This is a genomic window from Bacillus sp. FSL K6-3149, assembly GCF_038630515.1.
Classification (GTDB): domain Bacteria; phylum Bacillota; class Bacilli; order Bacillales; family Bacillaceae; genus Bacillus; species Bacillus pumilus.
Genome location: NZ_CP152034.1, coordinates 1,602,704 through 1,623,182, shown reverse-complemented (window position 1 = coordinate 1,623,182; position 20,479 = coordinate 1,602,704). Strand labels below are relative to the sequence as shown.

General features: G+C 44.7%; 20 protein-coding genes. 2 read left to right on the top strand and 18 right to left on the bottom strand.

Features of this window, described 5'->3' with window-relative positions; translation table 11 throughout:
• Positions 1 to 47: 47 nt before the first annotated feature.
• From MHB83_RS08285 to MHB83_RS08275, 3 genes are all read right to left on the bottom strand, one after another.
• Positions 48 to 452: a VOC family protein gene (locus tag MHB83_RS08285; RefSeq protein WP_309217375.1), complete on the bottom strand. Its 405-nt coding sequence runs from the start codon at positions 450 to 452 to the stop codon at positions 48 to 50.
• A 159-nt stretch (positions 453 to 611) separates the two neighbouring features.
• The gene (locus MHB83_RS08280) at positions 612 to 926 is read right to left on the bottom strand and encodes a YerC/YecD family TrpR-related protein (protein ID WP_003214053.1); all 315 of its coding nucleotides are present in this window, start codon (positions 924 to 926) and stop codon (positions 612 to 614) included.
• A 549-nt stretch (positions 927 to 1,475) separates the two neighbouring features.
• On the bottom strand, positions 1,476 to 3,218 hold the full coding sequence (locus MHB83_RS08275; RefSeq protein ID WP_003214450.1) for an adenine deaminase C-terminal domain-containing protein: 1,743 nt from the start codon (positions 3,216 to 3,218) through the stop codon (positions 1,476 to 1,478).
• Positions 3,219 to 3,342: 124 nt separating this feature from the next.
• On the opposite strand from MHB83_RS08275, the gene MHB83_RS08270 reads away from it, so the two are divergent.
• Entirely contained in the window at positions 3,343 to 3,564 is a 222-nt protein-coding gene (locus MHB83_RS08270) for a DUF2892 domain-containing protein (protein WP_034320223.1), read from the top strand.
• A 32-nt stretch (positions 3,565 to 3,596) separates the two neighbouring features.
• On the opposite strand, the gene MHB83_RS08265 is transcribed toward MHB83_RS08270, so the two are convergent.
• Genes MHB83_RS08265 through MHB83_RS08250 form a run of 4 tightly spaced genes read right to left on the bottom strand, consistent with a single transcriptional unit; the run spans position 3,597 to position 7,581 of the window.
• The gene (locus MHB83_RS08265; RefSeq protein WP_342496798.1) at positions 3,597 to 4,862 is read right to left on the bottom strand and encodes a peptidase; all 1,266 of its coding nucleotides are present in this window, start codon (positions 4,860 to 4,862) and stop codon (positions 3,597 to 3,599) included.
• A gap of 14 nt (positions 4,863 to 4,876) precedes the next feature.
• Positions 4,877 to 5,542, bottom strand: coding sequence for a 3-oxoacid CoA-transferase subunit B (locus MHB83_RS08260; protein ID WP_342496797.1), 666 nt, complete (start codon positions 5,540 to 5,542; stop codon positions 4,877 to 4,879).
• Positions 5,518 to 6,204: a CoA transferase subunit A gene (locus MHB83_RS08255; RefSeq protein ID WP_050945719.1), complete on the bottom strand. Its 687-nt coding sequence runs from the start codon at positions 6,202 to 6,204 to the stop codon at positions 5,518 to 5,520. Before MHB83_RS08255 ends, MHB83_RS08260 begins: the two co-directional genes overlap by 25 nt.
• A gap of 12 nt (positions 6,205 to 6,216) precedes the next feature.
• Positions 6,217 to 7,581 (bottom strand): aspartate aminotransferase family protein, encoded by a 1,365-nt coding sequence (locus MHB83_RS08250; protein ID WP_212046328.1) that lies wholly within the window; start codon positions 7,579 to 7,581, stop codon positions 6,217 to 6,219.
• Between the two features lie 190 nt (positions 7,582 to 7,771).
• Here MHB83_RS08250 and MHB83_RS08245 point away from each other — a divergent pair, with 190 nt between their 5' ends.
• A complete protein-coding gene (locus MHB83_RS08245) occupies positions 7,772 to 9,430 on the top strand; it encodes a PucR family transcriptional regulator ligand-binding domain-containing protein (protein ID WP_335350027.1) in 1,659 nt (552 codons plus the stop codon).
• On the opposite strand, the gene ablB is transcribed toward MHB83_RS08245, so the two are convergent.
• The 11 genes from ablB to purC form a co-directional block, all read right to left on the bottom strand.
• The gene (gene ablB / locus MHB83_RS08240; RefSeq protein WP_342496796.1) at positions 9,425 to 10,270 is read right to left on the bottom strand and encodes a putative beta-lysine N-acetyltransferase; all 846 of its coding nucleotides are present in this window, start codon (positions 10,268 to 10,270) and stop codon (positions 9,425 to 9,427) included. The two genes, MHB83_RS08245 and ablB, sit on opposite strands and share 6 nt — an antisense overlap.
• A 22-nt stretch (positions 10,271 to 10,292) precedes the next feature.
• Entirely contained in the window at positions 10,293 to 10,487 is a 195-nt protein-coding gene (locus MHB83_RS08235) for a hypothetical protein (protein ID WP_253622892.1), read from the bottom strand.
• A gap of 113 nt (positions 10,488 to 10,600) precedes the next feature.
• On the bottom strand, positions 10,601 to 11,875 hold the full coding sequence (gene purD / locus MHB83_RS08230; protein ID WP_342496795.1) for a phosphoribosylamine--glycine ligase: 1,275 nt from the start codon (positions 11,873 to 11,875) through the stop codon (positions 10,601 to 10,603).
• A gap of 12 nt (positions 11,876 to 11,887) precedes the next feature.
• Complete coding sequence (gene purH, locus MHB83_RS08225) at positions 11,888 to 13,426, bottom strand: bifunctional phosphoribosylaminoimidazolecarboxamide formyltransferase/IMP cyclohydrolase (protein ID WP_251191438.1); 1,539 nt, start codon at positions 13,424 to 13,426, stop codon at positions 11,888 to 11,890.
• Positions 13,427 to 13,441: 15 nt separating this feature from the next.
• Positions 13,442 to 14,011 (bottom strand): phosphoribosylglycinamide formyltransferase, encoded by a 570-nt coding sequence (gene purN / locus MHB83_RS08220; protein ID WP_050945713.1) that lies wholly within the window; start codon positions 14,009 to 14,011, stop codon positions 13,442 to 13,444.
• The gene (gene purM / locus MHB83_RS08215) at positions 14,008 to 15,048 is read right to left on the bottom strand and encodes a phosphoribosylformylglycinamidine cyclo-ligase (protein WP_050945712.1); all 1,041 of its coding nucleotides are present in this window, start codon (positions 15,046 to 15,048) and stop codon (positions 14,008 to 14,010) included. The genes purN and purM overlap by 4 nt, the downstream gene beginning before the upstream one ends.
• A 95-nt stretch (positions 15,049 to 15,143) precedes the next feature.
• The gene (gene purF / locus MHB83_RS08210; RefSeq protein WP_003213939.1) at positions 15,144 to 16,574 is read right to left on the bottom strand and encodes an amidophosphoribosyltransferase; all 1,431 of its coding nucleotides are present in this window, start codon (positions 16,572 to 16,574) and stop codon (positions 15,144 to 15,146) included.
• Positions 16,550 to 18,781, bottom strand: a complete 2,232-nt coding sequence (gene purL, locus MHB83_RS08205; RefSeq protein ID WP_050945711.1) for a phosphoribosylformylglycinamidine synthase subunit PurL — start codon at positions 18,779 to 18,781, stop codon at positions 16,550 to 16,552. The genes purF and purL overlap by 25 nt, the downstream gene beginning before the upstream one ends.
• Positions 18,765 to 19,448 (bottom strand): phosphoribosylformylglycinamidine synthase subunit PurQ, encoded by a 684-nt coding sequence (gene purQ / locus MHB83_RS08200; RefSeq protein WP_335356180.1) that lies wholly within the window; start codon positions 19,446 to 19,448, stop codon positions 18,765 to 18,767. Before purQ ends, purL begins: the two co-directional genes overlap by 17 nt.
• Positions 19,445 to 19,699, bottom strand: coding sequence for a phosphoribosylformylglycinamidine synthase subunit PurS (gene purS / locus MHB83_RS08195; protein WP_003214349.1), 255 nt, complete (start codon positions 19,697 to 19,699; stop codon positions 19,445 to 19,447). The genes purQ and purS overlap by 4 nt, the downstream gene beginning before the upstream one ends.
• Entirely contained in the window at positions 19,692 to 20,414 is a 723-nt protein-coding gene (gene purC, locus MHB83_RS08190) for a phosphoribosylaminoimidazolesuccinocarboxamide synthase (protein ID WP_113386794.1), read from the bottom strand. Before purC ends, purS begins: the two co-directional genes overlap by 8 nt.
• Positions 20,415 to 20,479 lie beyond the last annotated feature (65 nt).

The following is a 20,479-nucleotide window of genomic DNA, read 5'->3' as shown; positions in this document are numbered from 1 at the left end:
TTTTACTTATTCAACAATAGCGCCCTATTCTGGAAGAGACTTTCATGTTAACCTGCCATTTCTTGCGAGAACCTAAGTAAATATCCATCAGGATCTTGAACAAGAAATTCCTTTTGTATAAACGTAGTATCATTACTTTTATATTTGCTAACAGTTGGCTCTCTGAATAGTGGAATGTTTTGCTTTCTTAAACGGTCAATGACAGGCTGTACGTCTTCAATGTCTATTTGAAAATTGATTCCCCGTCCAAATGGGTATTTTAACTCCCCAGTGTCCCAATGGCCATTGATTTCTTCTAACATCATTTGTGTTTCCTCTTCCAACGAAACAAATATAAATTTATCGTCTTCACGCTCATATTCCAATTTAAAACCAAGCAATTCTATATAGAACCATTTAGACTTTTCGATGTCTATTACAGATAACTCTGGTATCAAAGCATTGAATCTCATTTTTTCTTCTCCACAACCTTCTGATAAAGTTATTCGGTTAAATGACCCGTTTGTTGCTTCTTTCAAGCCAGTCCTTGCTTGTCTTTTCAGCGCTCTTCATAAAAAAACTGTAAACAACGCCATTCTTGTTGAATAGGATTGTTTACAGTGAAGTCTGCTTTATTTTGTTTCGTCATTTGCCTGCTGTTCTGCTACGCGGTCAAGTGCCATTGTGTAGGCATCATTTCCGTAGTTCAAGCAGCGTTTGACACGTGAGATGGTTGCAGTGCTCGCACCTGTTTCCGTCTCAATTTTATGATACGTGTTCCCCTCGCGAAGCATACGTGCTACTTCAAGACGCTGTGATAAAGATTGGATTTCATTGATGGTACACAAATCATCAAAGAATCGATAGCATTCTTCCAGGTCTTTAAGGGATAAGATGGAGTTGAATAACTGATCTAAGCTTTTGCCCCTTAATTTATCAATTTGCATCTTTATACATCTTCTCCTTTACTATTGGCACCGCTTCGCACGATATTCTGCGGAGAAAGCGGTATCTTTCCTGACTATTTTTTTTCAACCTCAGCAATGAGCTTTGAACGAATCATGACAGGTTTGGTTATACGCTGGAAATGCCGTCAGTTCTTTCGTAAGCCGAAGCTTCTTTATCGTATACAAAATCGACAAGTTCTGTCATTTTCCTTGTTCGACAATCTGACAAACTTGTTTGCTTCCGATATCAAGAACACTTCTGCTTGATTAGGTCTGCCCTAAAAATACAGGTTGTGCGGAAAGCTCGGCGAGACCACAAACATGCGCCCCGCCTCGCTCAATTATTCAAAATATGTTGGTCGGTCAGCGTAACCGACAGATTCATTTTTCAATCAGGCCATTTCACTCGTCATGTCAAAGCCCTCTGCTTCAACAACTCCACATAAGTATTTTCACTTACATGGCAGTGAAGAGATCCATTGCTCACGTCTGCCCTATAACAGTTGTCAGAAATGTGGCAAAGATGATACAGCTCCACTCTGTTATATTTTAACGCATTATAGACGGAAAGAGTACAGTTTTTTTCATGACATCAAATATTCCTCTTGGTGTCACTCGAATATACGGCAAATGGGTACTTTGGAAAAAGACAAGTGTATCAATTGGGCAATCAAATGGATAGCCTCGCTCAATGAGCAGCTCACGCAAGGTTTGTATTTGCTGAAGAACTGTCTCAAACGGTTCAGCAGAGGCACAGCCTGATAATTGCAGCGGGATTTCGTGCAAAATTTTCCCGTTCTCTGTGAGGACGATCCCCCCGCCGATTTCTTTCATTCGCTTATGTGCCAGCATCATATCTTCTTTATTTTTCCCGATCACTAAAATGTCACCCGTGAGCGAAAATGAGCTGACAAACCCTTGCACTTTGTTTGCAAAGCCTTTGAGCATCGTATTCACACGCCACTCGCCTTTTCGGTCAATCAGGCTAAAGAAACTTTGATCATGATCACATGACAGCTGGTTCACAGAGTTATCAATCTCCACTGTATAAGGCTCCATGATGACAGCATTTCTCATTTTGACACCTAGCGGCATGGAAAATTGCAAATCACTCGTCGTCAGATCATAGCCTAAATCTAATGGAACAAGCCCGCCATTTTCCCATTTAGTTTCTTGAAATTGATGCTGGTTCTCTCCATCTAATTTGAGGATAACCCCTTTAGATATCACCGTTTCCGGATTTGGATTCATTGGATCATCTAACACATTCAATGAAGCCAGACGTCCTGGACCGACAACACCTAATAGGTCATCAATTTGATAGTATTTCGCAATGTTAAAGGTCGCCATATTGTATGCATCGATGATAGGCACGCCTTCTTCAAGGGCAATTGAAATCAAACGATTAATCATACCCTCCTCATAAAAATGAGGCGCTGCTCCATCTGTTGTATAGAAGAAGTGATCATAGTGTCTAAAATCACGCTCGTGCAGCTCTCTTAAAATGTTCACTAAATCTGGGCGGATGGAAGAATGACGAAGTGAGACATGGTAGCCAAGGGACAAGCGTTTGAGCACATCGTCTGCATTCATCGCTTCATGATCGCTGTCCGCGCCAAACAGCTTCATTTTTGTTAGCGTTTTCTCAGAAGCTCCGGGGAAATGCCCTTCAATTCGTTTCCGCTGCTTCTTCGTTTCTTGCATGCAATATAAAATGAGATCATCACCGTCCATCAATCTTGGCCAGCTTGTTAATTCGCCGCCTTGAAGGACATCAGGATGATCAATCCATTCCTTCCGGTAGTTGATAGGAAGCATCTCATCTTCATATCTGACTTCAGTTTGAAGATCATATCTAGACCACCAGAAATACTGAAATGGCTGCTGTTTTAATTCACACAGAGTGGAAAGCGCTTTCTTTTCATTGCTCTGCAAAAGAAGAAATAAGTTATCACTGACCATCGTTGTTGTGCCAAATTGAGACACATATTCTGCAAGTGATTGGGGATTATAAATATGGAACGGGTGCGCGTGAGGCTCTATATACCCAGGCACAATGTATTTCCCTTCACAATCAATCACACGTTTAGCTGATTTATTTTGAGGAAGCTCTGCTCCGACATAAACAATTCGATCATCATGTATCCAAATATTTGCCTTCACCCATTGTTTTAAAAACGGGTTTAGCACGAGTCCATTCGTTAAAAGGAGTGTTGGAACTATTTTTGAGTCGACTACATCGATTTGTGTGCGGATGTCATTGTTTCTCCAATTAAAAGTACGTTCGGACATTCACATACTCTCCTTCATTTGTATTAGCCCTATCGTAACATAACGAACCACGTTACGCATTAATGAAACGTTACAATTTCTTGAAATCACACTTAAAATATTTTAAAAAGGAGATTTACCTTCAATGAAACCTAATCTCGGCTTAATGGAAGCGCTCATTCGAATTGCCTGTGGAATGACAATATGTACTGTAGCTGGTTCTTTATATGCTAGAAAACCATGGAGTAAAATGCTGCTTTTCAGCATCATGTTCGGCGGAATGAAACTGGCATCTGGCATTCTTCGTTTTTGTCCAGTGACGTATATGTGTGAGCAGCAAGACACACATAAAGAGAAGGCTGAGTGAGACAGCCTTCTTTTTTTGTGATCGTTTTCATATCACTCCGCTGCTTCACACCATTCCACCATCGTACCTGCGATAATTTCCGCTGCTTCAATCACATGCTCAATGTCGATGGATTCATTCGGGAAATGGGCAAGCTCCGTTGTTCCAGGTCCGAAGACGATGATCGGGATACCTGCCGCCTGTGACAGTAATCCGCCGTCTGTTCCCCAAGGAGCGGCTTCGATCTTTGGCGGCTCCTTCTTGACCGCTTCATATTGTTCCTTCAATAGACCTAAAAGTAGATGGTCCGTATCAATTGAGCCTGGAAGCCATCTTGCACCAAACCATTCGACCTCAACAGGATGCTCTTTGAACCATTCATCCTTTTCCCCAAGTCCCATCATCCAATTTTCTAGTTCCTTCTCTGCCTGCTCAACCGTCTCAACTGGCATCACACCAAGTCTTCCCTCCATTGTGACCAGATCTGCTACAGAGGACGGCCAATCACCGCCTTGAATTTTCCCTATGTTGATGGGGATTGGAATCGGGATATGCTGAAATAACGGCTCGGTGATGCGCTGATTTCGTTCTTCTTCAAGTGCTGCTATATGTGAAAGAACGATCATACCTTTTTCAATAGCGGAAACGCCGTGATATCTTGTTCCGCCATGAGCTGCCCTTCCTTTAATATGCAGTCTGAACCACTTAGATCCCTGCTGAATCGGAAAGATTTTCATATGACTTGGTTCTGGAATGATGGCCGCATCTGCTGTATACCCTCTCAGTATGGCTGCAAGGGTGCCGGCACCGCCGCTCTCTTCTTCGACGACACTATGAAACACGACATCTCCTTTCAGCGGAATCTGTAGTGCATGCAGTGCCTCTAGTGCAAAGAGTAAAGAAACGTTTCCGCCTTTCATATCTGTTGCCCCGCGTCCATAAAGTCTCCCGTTTATGATATGCCCGCTGTAGGGCGGATATGTCCATTGTTTCGTATCTCCTGCTGGCACAACATCGACGTGCCCATTTAATAAAATGGATTTGCCGCCCCCTTTTCCCTTCAATCGTCCGGCGACATTGGGACTTCCTTTAAAGGAACGTCTCGGGGAATAGAAATACGGGTGTTGTAGCAAGTCTTCTCCGCCAATGTCCCATACATCTACATCAAAACCAATGGCAGACAGCTTATTTGCTACGATTTGCTGCACACCTTGTTCATTCCCTTGGGTGCTCTCACATTGCACCATTTGCTGAAGAAGCGCAATCGCTTCATCTTGGTGCTCTCTCATCCAGCTTCTGATACGTGTGATTGGCTGCAAGTCATTCATCCTTTCTACACAACAGATTTGACATCAGGCGCTAAAATTAAAGGTGCCTCTGTCGCCCTTATGACATCTTCCGGCTGATACGGCGGCATGACTTCACGTAAAATGAGCAGCTGCGATTTTACCTCAATGACTGCCATATCCGTTATAATCAGATCCACACAAGACTTAGCAGTTAAGGGCAGTGTGCAGGCAGATTTCACCTTTGATTCACCGTGTTTATCGAGGTGGCTCATCACCACCACAACCTTTTTCGCCTTTTGCGCAAGCTCAATCGCTCCGCCCATCCCGGGTACTCGTTTGCCTGGCACAATCCAATTCGCAAGATCACCCTGACTGCTTACTTCAAGTGCACCTAAAATGGTCATATCCAGCATGCCTTTTCGAATGATGCCAAAAGCAGTCGTGCTGTCCATGTATGAGCCGCCTTTTGTTAACGTAATAGGAAAACCACCGGCATTGCACAAGTTCGAATCTTCTTCTCCTTGTGCTGGTGAGGCGCCTGCCCCCATAATGCCGTTTTCTGCATGAAGCCATACGTTGTAATGCGCTGGAATGTAATCAGCCGCAAGGGTTGGGATGCCGATCCCAAGATTGACGATCATGCCATCTTCAATTTCCTCCGCCGCCCGTTTGGCTATGCGGTGTCTTATATCGTTGTCTCCCATGCCCATGTCCAGTTCACTCCTTTTGATTGCACGATCTGGTTCACAAATACGCCTGGTGTCACGATTTCTTCTGGATGAAGACTACCTACAGGCACAATCTCTTCCACTTCCGCAATGGTCCAGTCTCCTGCCATCGCCACAATCGGGTTTGTATTCCGTGCACTTTTATCAAATATCAGATTTCCTGCTTCATCTGCTTTGAAGGCATTCACAATGGCAATATCCGCTGTCAGCGCAGGTTCAAGGATATATGTCTTTCCGTTTAGTGGCACGAGCTGCTTCTCATCAAGATTGAGGCTATCCATGCCGACATCTGTTACAATGCCTGCCAAGCCCATCCCGCCTGCTCGTATTTTTTCTGCTAGAATGCCCTGCGGGTAAAAATGAACATCTAGTGTACCTGATTGCATTTTCTGTCCGGCTATTGGATTTGAGCCAATATGAGAAGCAATGATCTTCTTGACTCTTCCTTCTGTGATCAGCCGGCCAACACCTATTTGCGGGAAGCCTGCATCGTTTCCGATCAATGTCAGATCTTTGATATTGGCTTCTAGGATGGCATCGATCAATGATGGCGGGGACCCTACGCCGCCAAATCCGCCAAACATGATGGTCATGCCGTCCCTAAAATGCGTGATCACTTCATCTACATTCACTGTTTTGTTCATCATCTTTCCTCCCTACATCGCAGATGGGAAAAACCCTCGGTTGATGACTTCTTGTTCGACCTGCGTGATTGTCTGCTCAAATAATTGAATGAGTTCATCCATCTCCTGCTGCGTGATAGAAAGCGGCGGAGCGATCATGACCGCTGCACCTCCCACTCCATCCTCTCCAGCGCTTGCTGGGTAAACGAGCAAGCCATTTTGCTTCGCTGTCTCAACGACTAAATGCGTCATTTGAGCATGGGCAGGAAATGGTGTTTTCGATAAACGGTCTGCGACAAACTCAATGCCGATGAGCAGTCCCTTTCCTCTCACATCTCCTATGATGAAATGGTTTGTTTGCACATCCTTTAAAGCATTCATTAAATAGCGGCCAGACAGATCCGCTCGTTCAGGAAGCTGATGTTTTTTCATATATCGAATGACAGCCAGTGAGACGGCTGCTGAAAGCGGGTTGCCGCTATAGGTGTGACCTGCCATCACAGAGCCGGAACCGCTCAGAATTGGTGCGATGACATGATCCGCTGAGACGGCTGCCGCAATCGGTGAATAGCCAGCACTCATCCCTTTGCCGAGAACCATAATATCTGGTACAACGCCCCAATGCTCCATCGCAAACATTTTCCCAGTTCGTCCAAAGCCTGTCATGACTTCGTCTGCAATCATTAAAATATCGTTTTCCTCACAGACACGCTTCATTGCATCAAAATATCCATCTGGCGGTACAAGCGCCGCTCCCGATGCTCCAACAATCGGCTCTGCAATAAAAGCGGCAATCCTCTCTTTTCCTATACGCTGAATGACGGTTTTAAATTCCTGGACATACCATTCGACTTGCTTGCCCTCTTCCTTCGGCAGCCATGAACGATAGCTATATGGCGGAGACAGCACTGGGTTCTTTTCGAGCAATGGTTCAAAGCGCTCTCTCCTTGCAATATGTCCGGACATCGACAGTGCACCGAGGGTGATGCCGTGATAACTCATCCATCGTGAGATAATGTGATTCTTCTCAGCCTTTCCTTGCTCCTGCCAATGCTGAATTGCAATTTTCATAGCCGTTTCCGTTGCCTCTGATCCGCTTCCGACAAAAAAAGACCAGTTCAGGTTACCTGGACAAAGCGTACTCAATTCATAAGCAAGTTCTTCTGCTGGTTCATTTGTGAATTGTGATCTGTACGTAAAGCTCACTTTTTCCGCTTGCTCGGTCATGGCATCAACGATTTCACGTATGCCATGTCCAATACTTGCCGTGACAGCCCCCGATGAGCCGTCTATATATTTTTTTCCGTCCCGATCATATAAATAAATTCCCTCTCCTTTCACAGCCACAGGATAATGCTGATTCAACATCGGTTTGATTAAGTAATCCCGGGTCTCCACTTTGCCATTCCTCCCTCTCTCGTCAGCAGCTGCCTCTTTCTTTTTCATGAATCGCAAGAAAATTTTGTATACTTGTTATAAGATTAGCTTAATCAAGAGGGCAGTCATCCTCCATTCGCCACATGCCCGAATTTCAGACGCATTTTTTATACATCGTGTATAAGAGTGTTCAAAAGGAGGTCATGAGTCTATGGCGATTCTCGTCAAAGATGCACTTTCGCTCGATATCATGAAGGGAACAAAGCTGCTCGCTGGAGAAAATGGACTGGACCGACTCATTCAATGGGTGACCATCGTGGAAATCATCGAAGACACGTCGAGGCTTTCCGAAGGAGAATTGCTCGTCACAACCGGATTTGGACTCGCAGACAATCAAGAAAGACGCGACCGGCTTGAAGAATTGATTCAATCTAAAAGGCTATCAGCCATCGCTATTTATAAAGGTGTATACTTAAGCGACATTCCAGCATCACTCATTCAAGCGGCGAAAAATAGCGGCATTCCGCTCATCGAGATTCCCCCGCACATCAATTTCTCGGACATTACAAAAGCCGTCTTAGAACAAATCGTGAGCAGCCAGCTTCATCAGCTTAAATATTCATCCGCGATTCATCAAAGACTGACCCAATTAAATGTAAGGAATAAAAATGTGACGCAAATTACAGAGGAACTGGCACATCTCACTGCAGCGAACATTGTCGTTCTTGATGTCTTTTTACATCAAACAGCGGCTCATCTCATAAAAGATGAAGTGACGTACTCTCCTGCTTTTGGCTTTCTGACAGATCATGAACCAATTGAAACCATGCCCCTTCTCAAGCAGGCAGAAGAAAAAGGGCGGCTCGTTTATGACACGTGCGGAGCATTTGTCCTCGCCGCATGTCCGGTGATTGCGATGGGTGATATTTTTGGATTTATTGTGTCTTTAAAGAAAAAGGATACGTGGCATCATCTCGACGCGATTGCGATCGAGCATGCCGGGGCCGTGTATGCGATTGAATGGCTGAAGCAAAAAGCCATTCAAGATACAGAAAACCAAATGCAGGGACATTTGTTAGATGATATTTTGCAGCAGCAATATACAGAAGAAAGCTACGTGGTCGAACAAGCAACAAAGCTGCAATATGATATGAGCGAGGAGCAGGTGGTGATCTACTTTCAATTTCAGCATCAGCACACACAGCTCGATCACCAAATGATGCAGCGTCTATCGCAATTACTCACCTCGATCTTTGAACGCAGACATATTCCTTTTTTACTAAAGACAAGGCTCGATTCCATTTTTGTCCTAACACCAGCAGGAAAAAAAGCGTTTCAAGAAGCGGAGTGGTATCGCGCAGCAGAGGAATGCCGGAGCACTTGGTCTTATTTTTTCCCCGTCCACCCGATTGTCATTGGTATCGGGAGAGCCTATGACCAAATCAGTCTCTTTGCAAAAAGCGCGAAGGAAGCGCAGTATGCAGCAAGGCTTCTTCCGCTTTTAAAAACAGACGAAAGCATCATTCATTATCAAAAGCTCGGCTTATATGGGATGCTTCTTGAAATGAATGAAGCCGGTATGAATTTGCATGATTTTTACGTGGAGCTGTTAAGTCCTTTGCTTTATACGAAAAAACAAGGGGCTGACCTGATCCATACACTCGAAGTGTATTTGGCGCACAATGAAAATATTCAAAAATCTGCGGGAGAATTATTTATTCACAGACATACGTTAAGCTACCGGCTGAAACAAATTGAAACGAGAACAGGCTGCAGCCTCAAATCCACTGATGATCGGATGAAGCTGCAGCTCAGTATCATGGCGTACCGCCTATCTGGTCTGCTTGATCAGATGAGAACCATTTCATGATTCATTTGGCGTTTTGACCCATAGATTCATATCTTCAATTTTGTCAAAAATATAGCAGTTGTTTTGAAAGCGACCGGTATACGTATAGCCAAGCTGATAAAACACTTGATTCATTCCATAGGACAAAGCACGGGCAAGAGAATAAAAGACATAGATATGCATCGACTGGAGTTCCTTTTCAAGGGCTAGAATCAAATGATGCATGAATCCTAGTTTTCTATATGAAGGAAGGGTCGCACAGTCTGTTAATTCTGCATGACCATACGGCGCATTGATCTCAGCGGATGCTGCACTCACAATGTGTCCGTCATGTTCAACAGCATAAAAAATTGTCCCTTCCTCCATTACCTTTTTGATATAATCAGCCTCGTTCATTGGCGTAGGGTACGTTTCAAAGACGGTATCATAGAGCTTTGCCAGCTTGTGAATATCCTTTGGATCGGCTTTTCTCATCACATACTCATCCTGCCATGTGCCCTGGTCTTTTTTGATTTCTTTTGCTTGAATGGATGCGACGATCTCATCTTCCTCCAGCCAATACGAACTGTTCATTCGATCCGCAGTGAGAAAAAGCGACATACCGTAAGCGTCACTTCCAAGAAAATAATGAGAAAACACCCCTTCAAGCCGAAAGCCTTTTTCTAAAAAAAGCGGCACATGCTCACGTCTTACTTTCACAATGATCTTAGAAGCCTTACAGTCCGCCGCTTCCTGAAGAACGGATGGAATGACATCCCGCACCCTCCCACTATAATCATCTAAACGGATTCGCTCATTAAATGAATCAATACAGATCAAGGCAGAAAAACGCTCGTTTGCAAGTTTCTTCAATTGCACCATACACTCATTCCTCTCTAATGAATCAGTTAATAAAGAATGTCCAAATAGAAAACGAAACAATGACAATGCCAGAAAAAATGGAAATGACCATATAACGAAGGGCTGAACCTTTTTTGACTTTGTTTTGCTTGATTGCTACCCGCATGATGTGATTTGAAGCGACTAAAAATAAAATGAGCATGACGATTGCAAAGATAATAAATGCTTTGATTTCCATGTTTCCTCCCTATATCTATTCGTGATCCCATACTACTTCTTCATTTTCAATCGGCATCCCTTCTCATGAACAAAAAACACCTTTCCATCTCATCAGATAGAAAGGTGTTTTGATTAAACGGATTTCCCCGCAGCCTTCAGCGCACGGGCACCGATGTCACGGCGATAAAATAGACCTGGCTGAATGATTTCTTCAACCGCTTCATACACTCTTGATCTTGCCGCTTCAAATGTGTCGTCAAATGCCGTCACATTTGCTACACGGCCACCATTTGTGACGAATTGGTCGTTTTCTTTTTTTGTTCCTGCGTGGAAGGTCACTACATCAGAGACCGTTGTTTGCAAAGCGCCGATTGGCGTGCCTTTTGCGTAGTCCTCCGGGTATCCTTCAGAAGCAAGAACGACACTGACAGCGGCAGTGTCTTTCCACTGCAAGTCCACATCTTTTCCATCTAGAATGTCGAGGAAGACTTGAACTAGATCTGATTCAAGACGAGGAAGAACCACCTGCGTTTCAGGATCGCCAAAGCGTGCATTGAACTCAATGACCTTTGAGCCTTCTGGTGTCAGCATTAAGCCAGCATATAAAATGCCTGTAAACGGACGCTCCTCCTGCACCATTGCGCGAGCCGCTGGTTTGACGACATCTTCCACCGCTTTTTGGACGACTTCATCTGAAATTTGCGGAACTGGTGAATAAGCGCCCATCCCGCCGGTGTTCGGTCCTTTGTCATCTTCAAATGCCCGTTTGTGATCTTGCGCGATCACCATTGGGTACACCTTTTCTCCATTGACAAAGGCCATCAATGAAAATTCCTCACCTGTTAAAAATTCCTCGATGACGACCGATGCACTTGCATCGCCAAACTTTTCATCCTCTAAAAAGTCGTGCAGACAGTTGATCGCCTCTTCAAGTGTCATCGCAACTGTCACGCCTTTTCCTGCTGCGAGACCATCTGCTTTAATGACAATCGGCGCACCCTTTTCTTCCACATATGCCTTCGCTTCTTCAAACGATGTAAAAGTGGCATAAGCGGCGGTCGGGATCTCATAATTTTTCATTAAGTCTTTTGCAAATTCCTTTGAGCCTTCAATGACTGCGGCTTTTGCATTTGGTCCAAATACCTTTAGACCTGCCTCTTCAAATGCATCGACGACACCTGCAATTAAAGGAACCTCTGGACCGACAATCGTTAAGCCGATTTCATTGTCTTTTGCAAAACGAATTAATGCCTCATGATCACCTTCGTCGATCGGTACAAGCTTCGCAGCGTCTGCCATTCCATCATTGCCAGGTGCGACAAATACTTGGCTGACAAGTTCACTTTGGTTCACTTTCCATGCGATGGTATGCTCTCTTCCGCCTCTGCCGATAATTAATACGTTCACACTGTCATCCCCTTAATGTTTGAAATGTCTAACGCCAGTGAAGACCATGGCGATGCCGTATTCATCTGCTTTTTGGATTGATTCTTCATCACGAATGGAACCACCTGGCTGGATGATTGCTGTGACGCCTGCCTTTGCAGCAGCTTCCACTGTATCGCCCATCGGGAAGAATGCATCAGAGCCTAGTGCGCTTCCTTTCGCTTTTTCACCTGCTTGCTCAATCGCAATATTTGCTGAGCCCACGCGGTTCATCTGACCAGCGCCGATCCCTGCTGTCATTTGATCTTTTGCAAGGACAATCGCATTTGATTTCACATGCTTGACGACTTTCCAAGCAAGCTTTAAGTCTTTCCATTCGTCTTCTGTTGGTTCTCTTTTCGTTGGAATAGAAATCGTTGCTTCCTCTAAGCCGTACGTATCAATATCCTGCACAAGCAGTCCACCATGAACACTTGTCAGCTGCTTTTCTTTTTTCTCAAGATCTACTTCTACATCTAATGTTAATAGACGAAGGTTCTTTTTCGCTGTTAACACGTCAAGCGCTTCTTGGCTAAACGATGGAGCGATGACGATTTCTAAGAAAATCGTATGCAGTACCTCAGCCGTTTGCTTGTCTACTTCACGGTTCAGCGCCACAATGCCGCCAAAAATAGAGGTTTCATCTGCTTTGAAGGCACGATCAAACGCTTCTGCAATCGTTTCTCCTGTACCAACGCCGCATGGGTTCATATGTTTTACAGCCACAGCCGCTGGCTCCGTAAATTCACGTACGATTTGAAGAGCTGCATCTGCATCTTTAATATTGTTGTAGGAAAGCTCTTTTCCATGTAACTGTGTAGCTGTTGCCAAAGAGCCTTTGCTTGGAAGAGCATTTTCATAGAAAGTCGCCGCTTGGTGCGGGTTTTCTCCATAACGAAGGGATTGTTTTTTCTCAAACGTGACGGTGAACTGCTCTGGCTCTGTTTCGCCAACAAAGTTCGTTAAATAATCTGCAATGAGGGCATCGTAAGCAGCTGTATGACGGAATACCTTCGCCGCAAGCTCACGTTTTTTCTCAAGTGACACGCCGCCTTCTTTGATTTGCTGAACGACTGTATCATAGTCACGAGGATCGACAATCACTGTGACGTCTTGGTGGTTTTTCGATGCCGCACGAAGCATTCCCGGTCCGCCAATATCAATGTTTTCAATTGCTTCTTCATACGTTACATCGTCTTTTGAGATCGTCTCTTTGAAAGGATAGAGATTCACGACAACAAGATCAATCGGCTGAATGCCATGCTTTTCAATCTGTGCCATATGCTCATCGTTTTCTCTCACTGCCAATAATCCACCATGAATGTTCGGGTGAAGCGTTTTGAGTCGTCCGTCCATGATTTCAGGGAATCCAGTGACTTCAGAAATCCCAATGACATCAATGCCATTTTCTTGAAGAAGCTTATGAGTACCTCCAGTTGAAATGACTTCAACACCAAGTTCTGTTAATTCTTTCACAAAAGGTACAAGATTCGTTTTATCAGAAACACTGATTAATGCGCGTTTGATCGTCATGCCTTCGTCACCTCATTAAGATAATTCTAAAAGTGATTTGATCACTTTTGGATATAGTGTGTGTTCTAGTTCATGCATTCTTTTTTCAATTGATTCAAGCTCTTCGCCTTGTTCAATATAGATCGCGGCTTGGTCAATAATCGGACCTGTATCCATCCCTTCATCAACAAAATGGACGGTGATGCCTGCCACTTTGACGCCTGCTTGATGCGCCTGTCCGATGGCATCAAGACCAGGGAAAGCTGGCAGCAAGGATGGGTGGATATTCACGATTTTCCCTTTGTATGCTTCAAGTAATGTCGGGCCGATTAGTCTCATATACCCCGCAAGGAAAACCCATTCTACTTCATGAAGCCTCAGTTGTTCGATGATTGTTTGTTCAAAAGCGGCTTTATTCGGAAAAGCCTTCGGGGTAAAAGCAAAGGAGGGAATGCCCTCTTTCTCAGCACGCTCCAGCACCTTTGCACCCGGTTTATCACAAATCACAATGGCGGCCTCTGCCTGCCACTTTTCTTCTTTTAACGTATCTATAATGGCTTGAAAGTTCGTCCCGCTTCCAGAGGCGAAGATCGCAAACTTCTTCATGAGAGGCTTCCACCGCCGAATGTGACACCTTCTCCTTTTTGAACACGTCCGATGAGAAATGCTTTCTCTCCATCCTGTTCAAGCTCGCTAATCACATCCACAAGATCGTCCTCTTTGACAGCTAGGACAAAGCCAATGCCCATATTAAACACGTTGAACATCTCTTCTGCCTTCAACTGACCCTTTTCTTGAATAAAGGAGAAAATAGGGGGAACTGGCCATGAGCCGTTATCTACCTCAACACCAAGACCTTCAGGCAGCATACGTGGTAAATTCTCAATAAAACCGCCGCCTGTCACATGTGCCATGCCGTCAACCTTGCCGGCTTTCACTTGTTTGAGTACGGGCTTCACATAAATTTTTGTCGGTTCAAGAAGCTCTTCTCCGAGCGGTCTTGTAAAAGGTTCATACGTTTGATGCAGGTCAAGACCAGCGTCTTCCAGCAAGACTTTACGAACGAGAGAGTATCCATTGCTATGAATTCCGCTTGAGCTGAGTCCAATAAGCAAATGCCCTTCCTTGATGCCCTCTCCCGTTACGATTTCATCCTTTTCAACTACACCTACTGAAAAACCAGCAATATCATATTCTTCTTCTGTGTAAAGACCTGGCATTTCGGCTGTCTCACCGCCGACAAGTGCTGAACCAGACTGCTCACATCCGTCAGCCACACCTTTGACAATGGATTCAATTTTTACCGGATCTGCTTTTCCAACGGCTAAGTAATCTAAGAAAAAGAGCGGTTCTGCCCCTTGTGCAAGCACATCGTTGACACACATGGCCACGGCATCGACGCCGATCGTATCGTGTTTATCCATTAAAAAGGCAAGCTTTAATTTCGTTCCGACACCATCTGTTCCTGAAACAAGAACGGGCTTTTTGTATGGCAGCTCAGATAGATCAAACATACCGCCAAATCCACCTAGAGCGCCCATGACACCTGCTCGTTTTGTACGTTCTACGTGTGTTTTCATTCGTTTGACGGCTTCGTACCCTGCTTCGATGTCGACACCGGCGTTTTTATATGCTTCTGACATCCCATTCACTCCTTTTAGCTGCTGCTTTCCATGTATTTTCGGCAGAATGAAAGAGCAGCATATCAACTCATCTTGACTGCTGCTCCTTTATTCGATTATTTCGTCAAGACCGTTTCCTTCACATGCGGAAGAACCGTATCTTCATATATTTCAGTCGGGTATTTCCCAGTAAAGCATGCTAAACACTGACCGCGCTGCGGATCATCATACTTCCTGCCAATCCCGTCCATTAAACCGTCTACAGATAAAAATGCAATGGTGTCCGCACCGATTTCCTGTCTAATTTCTTCCACTGAATGAGAAGAAGCAATCAGCTCTTCGTGTGTGGATGTATCAATTCCATAAAAACATGGGTGTGCGATTGGCGGTGAACTAATGCGTACATGGACTTCCGTCGCACCCGCTTCTCTTAGCATCGTGACAATTCTGCGGCTCGTTGTCCCGCGTACGATGGAATCATCCACCATCACAACACGCTTTCCTTCGACTACACCGCGCACAGCAGACAGCTTCATCCGTACGCCCTGCTCACGCAATGCTTGAGACGGCTGGATAAACGTCCGGCCAACATAACGGTTTTTAATCAAACCGAGCTCATACGGAATACCTGTTGCTTCGGCATATCCAATCGCTGCAGAAATACTGGAATCTGGTACACCTGTCACAACATCTGCTTCGACATGCGCTTCCTCAGCAAGCTTTTTGCCAAGACTCTTTCTCGCACTATGCACATTGATGCCGTTGATATTGCTGTCAGGTCTTGAGAAATAAATGTATTCCATGCTGCACATGCTGCGGTTAATATTCATCGAGAAGCGCTCAGATTTTAAGCCTTCATCATTAATGATCAGCATTTCGCCAGGCTCCACATCACGTAAATACGTGGCACCGACGACATCAAATGCACATGTTTCAGAAGCGACAACATAAGCATCCCCAAGCATACCAAGTGAAAGCGGGCGTAAGCCGTTTGGATCAAGCGCCACGATCATTTCTGTTTCCGTCATGATTAAGAAAGCATAGGCTCCCTTAAGCATGGACAGCGCATTTTTGATCTGTTCCTTCAATTCCATATGCCCGCTGCGCTTAATTAAATGTGCCAGCACTTCGGTATCAGAAGAGGTCTGGAAAATGCTCCCTTGGTTCTCTAGCTGCTGCTTTAACTGCGTTGCATTCACTAAGTTTCCATTATGAGCAAGGGCAAGACTGCCATTGTTTTGCGAACGGAAGAAGAGGGGCTGCACATTTTCAAAGCCGCCTCCGCCTGCTGTCGCATATCGAACGTGTCCGATCGCACCTTTTCCTTTCAAATCCTTTAGCTCACCGTTTTGAAAGACTTCCGTAATCAGTCCAAGGCCTTTGTGTGATGTGAGGTTCTCACCATCTGTTGCAATGATTCCCGCACCTTCTTGTCCTCGGTGCTGAAGGCTATGCAATCCGTAATATGTGATTTGCGGGGCTTCTTCGTGTCCCCAAACCCCAAAGACACCACACTCTTCATTTAAGCCTCTGATTTCAGCAAGCATGGGATCGCTCCTTTCCATGCACGTTCAAGCTCGTTGACCGCTGCATGAATCCATTGTTGTCCTTCTTGATTTTTGACAGTAAACACACCATCATTTGTAACCGTTCCGACTTCTTTCGCATCTTTGACAGCCGCAGCAAACGCTTCGCGGTGCTCCAGTTTAACTGTGACGACAAAACGTGACTGTGTTTCACTGAATAATGAAGCTTCGCTGTTTAAATCGATTTGGATATCTGCACCAAGCCCGTCAGTTCCAAATGTACTTTCAGCAAGTGCTACACCAAGTCCGCCTTCAGACACATCGTGTGCTGATTGAACGAGACCGTTTTGAATCGCGGCTAGCAGGGCTTCTTGACGCGAAAGCTCTACGTTCAAATCAATTTCCGGTGCTTTTCCGTAAATACGACCTTCTGTCATCTTTTGAAGCTCACTGCCTGCAAATTCTTCCTTCGTCTCACCAATGACGAAAATGACATCGCCAGCCTGCTGGAACGATTGAGTCGTAATATGAGCAGTATCTTCGACCAAACCAACCATCCCAATGACTGGTGTTGGGTAAATCGCTGTTCCATTTGATTCGTTATATAAAGAGACGTTCCCACCGATAACTGGTGTGCTTAGCGTGCGGCATGCTTCGCTAATCCCGTCAGCAGACTTTTCAATTTGCCAGAAAATTTCTGGTTTCTCTGGGTTACCGAAGTTCAGGTTATCTGTCACTGCAAGTGGACGAGCGCCTGAGCAGACAATGTTACGTGCTGCTTCTGCGACGGCGATTTTCCCGCCGACCTCTGGATCAAGGTAGAGATAACGTGCGTTACAATCTGTTGTCATCGCTAGGGCTTTTTTCGTTCCGCGGATTCTTAGTACACCTGCATCAGAGCCAGGTGCAACGACGGTATTTGTCCGAACCATGTAGTCATACTGATCATAGACCCATTCTTTACTTGCAATCGTTGGCTGCTGAAGGAGCTGCTTTAATGTCTCTGCTGCATCTGTGATCGCTGGAGCTTCCACTTTCGTTTCTAAAAACTCACGATAGTATGCAGGCTCGCTTGACGGCTTATGATAAACCGGTGCTTCTTCTGCAAGAGCATCAACAGGAAGCTCACACACCACTTCACCTTGATGGAGTAAACGAAGCATTTTATCGTCTGTCACATGACCGACTGATACCGCTTCAAGATCGTATTTTTCGAAAATATCAATGATTTCTTGCTCACGGCCTTTTTCAATGACTAGAAGCATTCTCTCTTGTGATTCAGACAGCATCATTTCGTATGCGGACATGCCTGTTTCACGCTGCGGAATGAGGTCTAAATTCATCTCAATCCCAGAACCTGCTTTACTCGCCATTTCCGCACTTGAGCTTGTTAAGCCAGCCGCTCCCATATCTTGAATTCCAACGAGCGCATCGTTTTTGATGACTTCAAGGCACGCTTCAAGCAAAAGTTTTTCCATGAATGGATCACCGACTTGAACCGCTGAACGTTTTTCTTCTGATTCATCAGAAAATTCTTCAGACGCAAATGTTGCACCGTGAATACCGTCACGTCCGGTTTTAGCACCAACATACATTACCGTGTTGCCAACACCTTTTGCCTGCCCTTTTTTGATGTCCTCATGATTGATTAATCCAACACACATCGCATTCACGAGCGGATTGCCTTCATAGCTTTGATCAAAATGAACTTCTCCGCCGACTGTAGGAATTCCGATACAGTTTCCATAGCCTGCGATCCCTGCCACTACTTCTTCAAACAAGTACTTCACGCGCGGTGAAGTCAGTTCACCAAAACGAAGAGAGTTTAGTACAGCAATTGGACGCGCACCCATGGAGAATACATCACGGATAATTCCGCCGACACCAGTAGCTGCTCCTTGATACGGTTCAATCGCAGATGGATGGTTATGTGATTCGATTTTAAATACAACCGCTTGGTTGTCTCCAATATCAACGATTCCAGCGCCTTCCCCAGGACCTTGAAGAACATGCTCTCCTTTTGTCGGGAATTTGCTTAAGACAGGCTTTGAGTTTTTATAACTGCAATGCTCTGACCACATGACAGAAAAAATGCCTATTTCTGTGTAGTTTGGCAGCCTGCCAATAATGGATTCGATTAAAGCGAATTCTTCATCACTCAATCCCATTTGCTGATACAATTTCTCTTCTTTAATTTGCTTGTGACTTGGTTCAAGCAGTAGTGACATGAGTGTCCCTCCAATTTTTCACGATAGATTGAAACAATTTAAGTCCGTCTGCGCTGCCTAGTAAACTATCAACCGCGCGCTCAGGGTGCGGCATCATGCCGAGTACATTGCCCTCTTCATTCGTTATACCTGCAATTCGATTGACACTGCCGTTAATATCGTCTCCGTAAGTGAAAGCGATTTGGTTATTTTCAATCAGTTTCGCTAAAGTGTCTTCATCACAGTAGAAGTTGCCTTCACCGTGCGCTACAGGAACCGAAATGGATTCGCCTTTTTGATAGCCGCTTGTAAATTGCGTTTCGTTGTTCTCTACAATGAGTTCAACTGGACGACAGATAAATTTTAAGTCTTTATTTCGTCTCATCGCACCTGGAAGAATACCAAGCTCCTGAAGAATTTGAAACCCGTTACAAACACCGAGAACAGGTTTTCCATCCGCAGCTGCTTTTTTCACCGCCGGCATGATGTTTGAAAAGCGAGCAATCGCACCGCATCTTAAGTAATCCCCATAAGAGAAACCGCCTGGTACGAGTACACCGTCAAATCGGTCTAGACTCGTTTCGTCGTGCCATACATATTCAACTTGTTCACCTAACTCATCTTGAATCGCATGGTACATATCGATATCACAGTTAGAGCCAGGCAAGACGATCACTGCAAACTTCACTGTGCGACAACCTCCTCCACCTCATAGCGGTAATCTTCAATCACCGTGTTGGCCAGTAATTTTTCACACATTTCTTTGACGACTGTATCTAAATCACGATCTGATTTTTCAATGACAAGCTCCATGTATTTCCCGATACGGACATCCTTTACTTCCTGATAAGACATGCTGTGCAAGGCGTGCTGCACGGCACTTCCTTGCGGATCAAGAACGCTCTCTTTTAAGCTGACAAAAATTTTCACTTTATACATGTTTATGGCCTCCAAGTCTTTTGAAAATTTCTTCGTATGCATTTGTTAAGCCGCCCAGGTTTCGTCTGAACACGTCTTTATCAAGCTTTTCGTTTGTATCTTTGTCCCAAAGCCTGCACGTATCAGGTGAAATCTCATCAGCTAGCAAAATACGATTCTCGTGATCTATTCCGAATTCAAGCTTGAAATCAATTAAATTCACGTGGCAGTCTGAGAAGATTTGCTTTAACTCTTCATTTACTTGTCTTGTGATCTGCTTCATTTCCTCGACCTGCTCTGGTGTCGCTGCATCTAAAATGCGAATATGATCTTCTGTAATGAGCGGATCGCCGAGTGCATCATCTTTGTAGTAAAACTCGATCAATGGTGTATCCAGTTTTGTTCCCTCTGGAATGCCAAGGCGCTTTGACATACTGCCAGCCACCACATTTCGTACAACGACTTCAAGCGGCACAATCTGCACCTTTTGAATGAGCTGCTTTGTTTCAGAAAGTCGTTTCACAAAGTGATTGTTGATTCCTTTCTCATGTAGCATTTGAAAGATTAAGCTTGAAATTTCGTTATTCAGTCTGCCCTTGCCTTCGATTTCAGCTTTCTTTTCGCCGTTAAATGCTGTCGCTGAGTCTTTATATTCGACATATAAAATTTGCTCGTCATCGGTCTGATAGATTTTTTTCGCTTTGCCTTCGTAGAGAAGTTCTTGTTTCACAGTCATTCAGGTTGGCCTCCTAATTTGAATGTTGGCAATTTTCAGGATTGGGCACCTGACGAGCAGGTGGC

Coding starts and splice junctions, on each gene's coding strand:
- MHB83_RS08285 (WP_309217375.1), bottom strand. CDS start 452: ATGAGATTCAATGCTTTGATACCAGAGTTATCTGTAATAGACATCGAA.
- MHB83_RS08280 (WP_003214053.1), bottom strand. CDS start 926: ATGCAAATTGATAAATTAAGGGGCAAAAGCTTAGATCAGTTATTCAAC.
- MHB83_RS08275 (WP_003214450.1), bottom strand. CDS start 3,218: ATGTCCGAACGTACTTTTAATTGGAGAAACAATGACATCCGCACACAA.
- MHB83_RS08270 (WP_034320223.1), top strand. CDS start 3,343: ATGAAACCTAATCTCGGCTTAATGGAAGCGCTCATTCGAATTGCCTGT.
- MHB83_RS08260 (WP_342496797.1), bottom strand. CDS start 5,542: ATGGGCATGGGAGACAACGATATAAGACACCGCATAGCCAAACGGGCG.
- MHB83_RS08255 (WP_050945719.1), bottom strand. CDS start 6,204: ATGAACAAAACAGTGAATGTAGATGAAGTGATCACGCATTTTAGGGAC.
- MHB83_RS08245 (WP_335350027.1), top strand. CDS start 7,772: ATGGCGATTCTCGTCAAAGATGCACTTTCGCTCGATATCATGAAGGGA.
- ablB (WP_342496796.1), bottom strand. CDS start 10,270: ATGGTGCAATTGAAGAAACTTGCAAACGAGCGTTTTTCTGCCTTGATC.
- MHB83_RS08235 (WP_253622892.1), bottom strand. CDS start 10,487: ATGGAAATCAAAGCATTTATTATCTTTGCAATCGTCATGCTCATTTTA.
- purH (WP_251191438.1), bottom strand. CDS start 13,426: ATGACGATCAAACGCGCATTAATCAGTGTTTCTGATAAAACGAATCTT.
- purN (WP_050945713.1), bottom strand. CDS start 14,011: ATGAAGAAGTTTGCGATCTTCGCCTCTGGAAGCGGGACGAACTTTCAA.
- purM (WP_050945712.1), bottom strand. CDS start 15,048: ATGTCAGAAGCATATAAAAACGCCGGTGTCGACATCGAAGCAGGGTAC.
- purF (WP_003213939.1), bottom strand. CDS start 16,574: ATGCTTGCTGAAATCAGAGGCTTAAATGAAGAGTGTGGTGTCTTTGGG.
- purL (WP_050945711.1), bottom strand. CDS start 18,781: ATGTCACTACTGCTTGAACCAAGTCACAAGCAAATTAAAGAAGAGAAA.
- purS (WP_003214349.1), bottom strand. CDS start 19,699: ATGTATAAAGTGAAAATTTTTGTCAGCTTAAAAGAGAGCGTTCTTGAT.
- purC (WP_113386794.1), bottom strand. CDS start 20,414: ATGACTGTGAAACAAGAACTTCTCTACGAAGGCAAAGCGAAAAAAATC.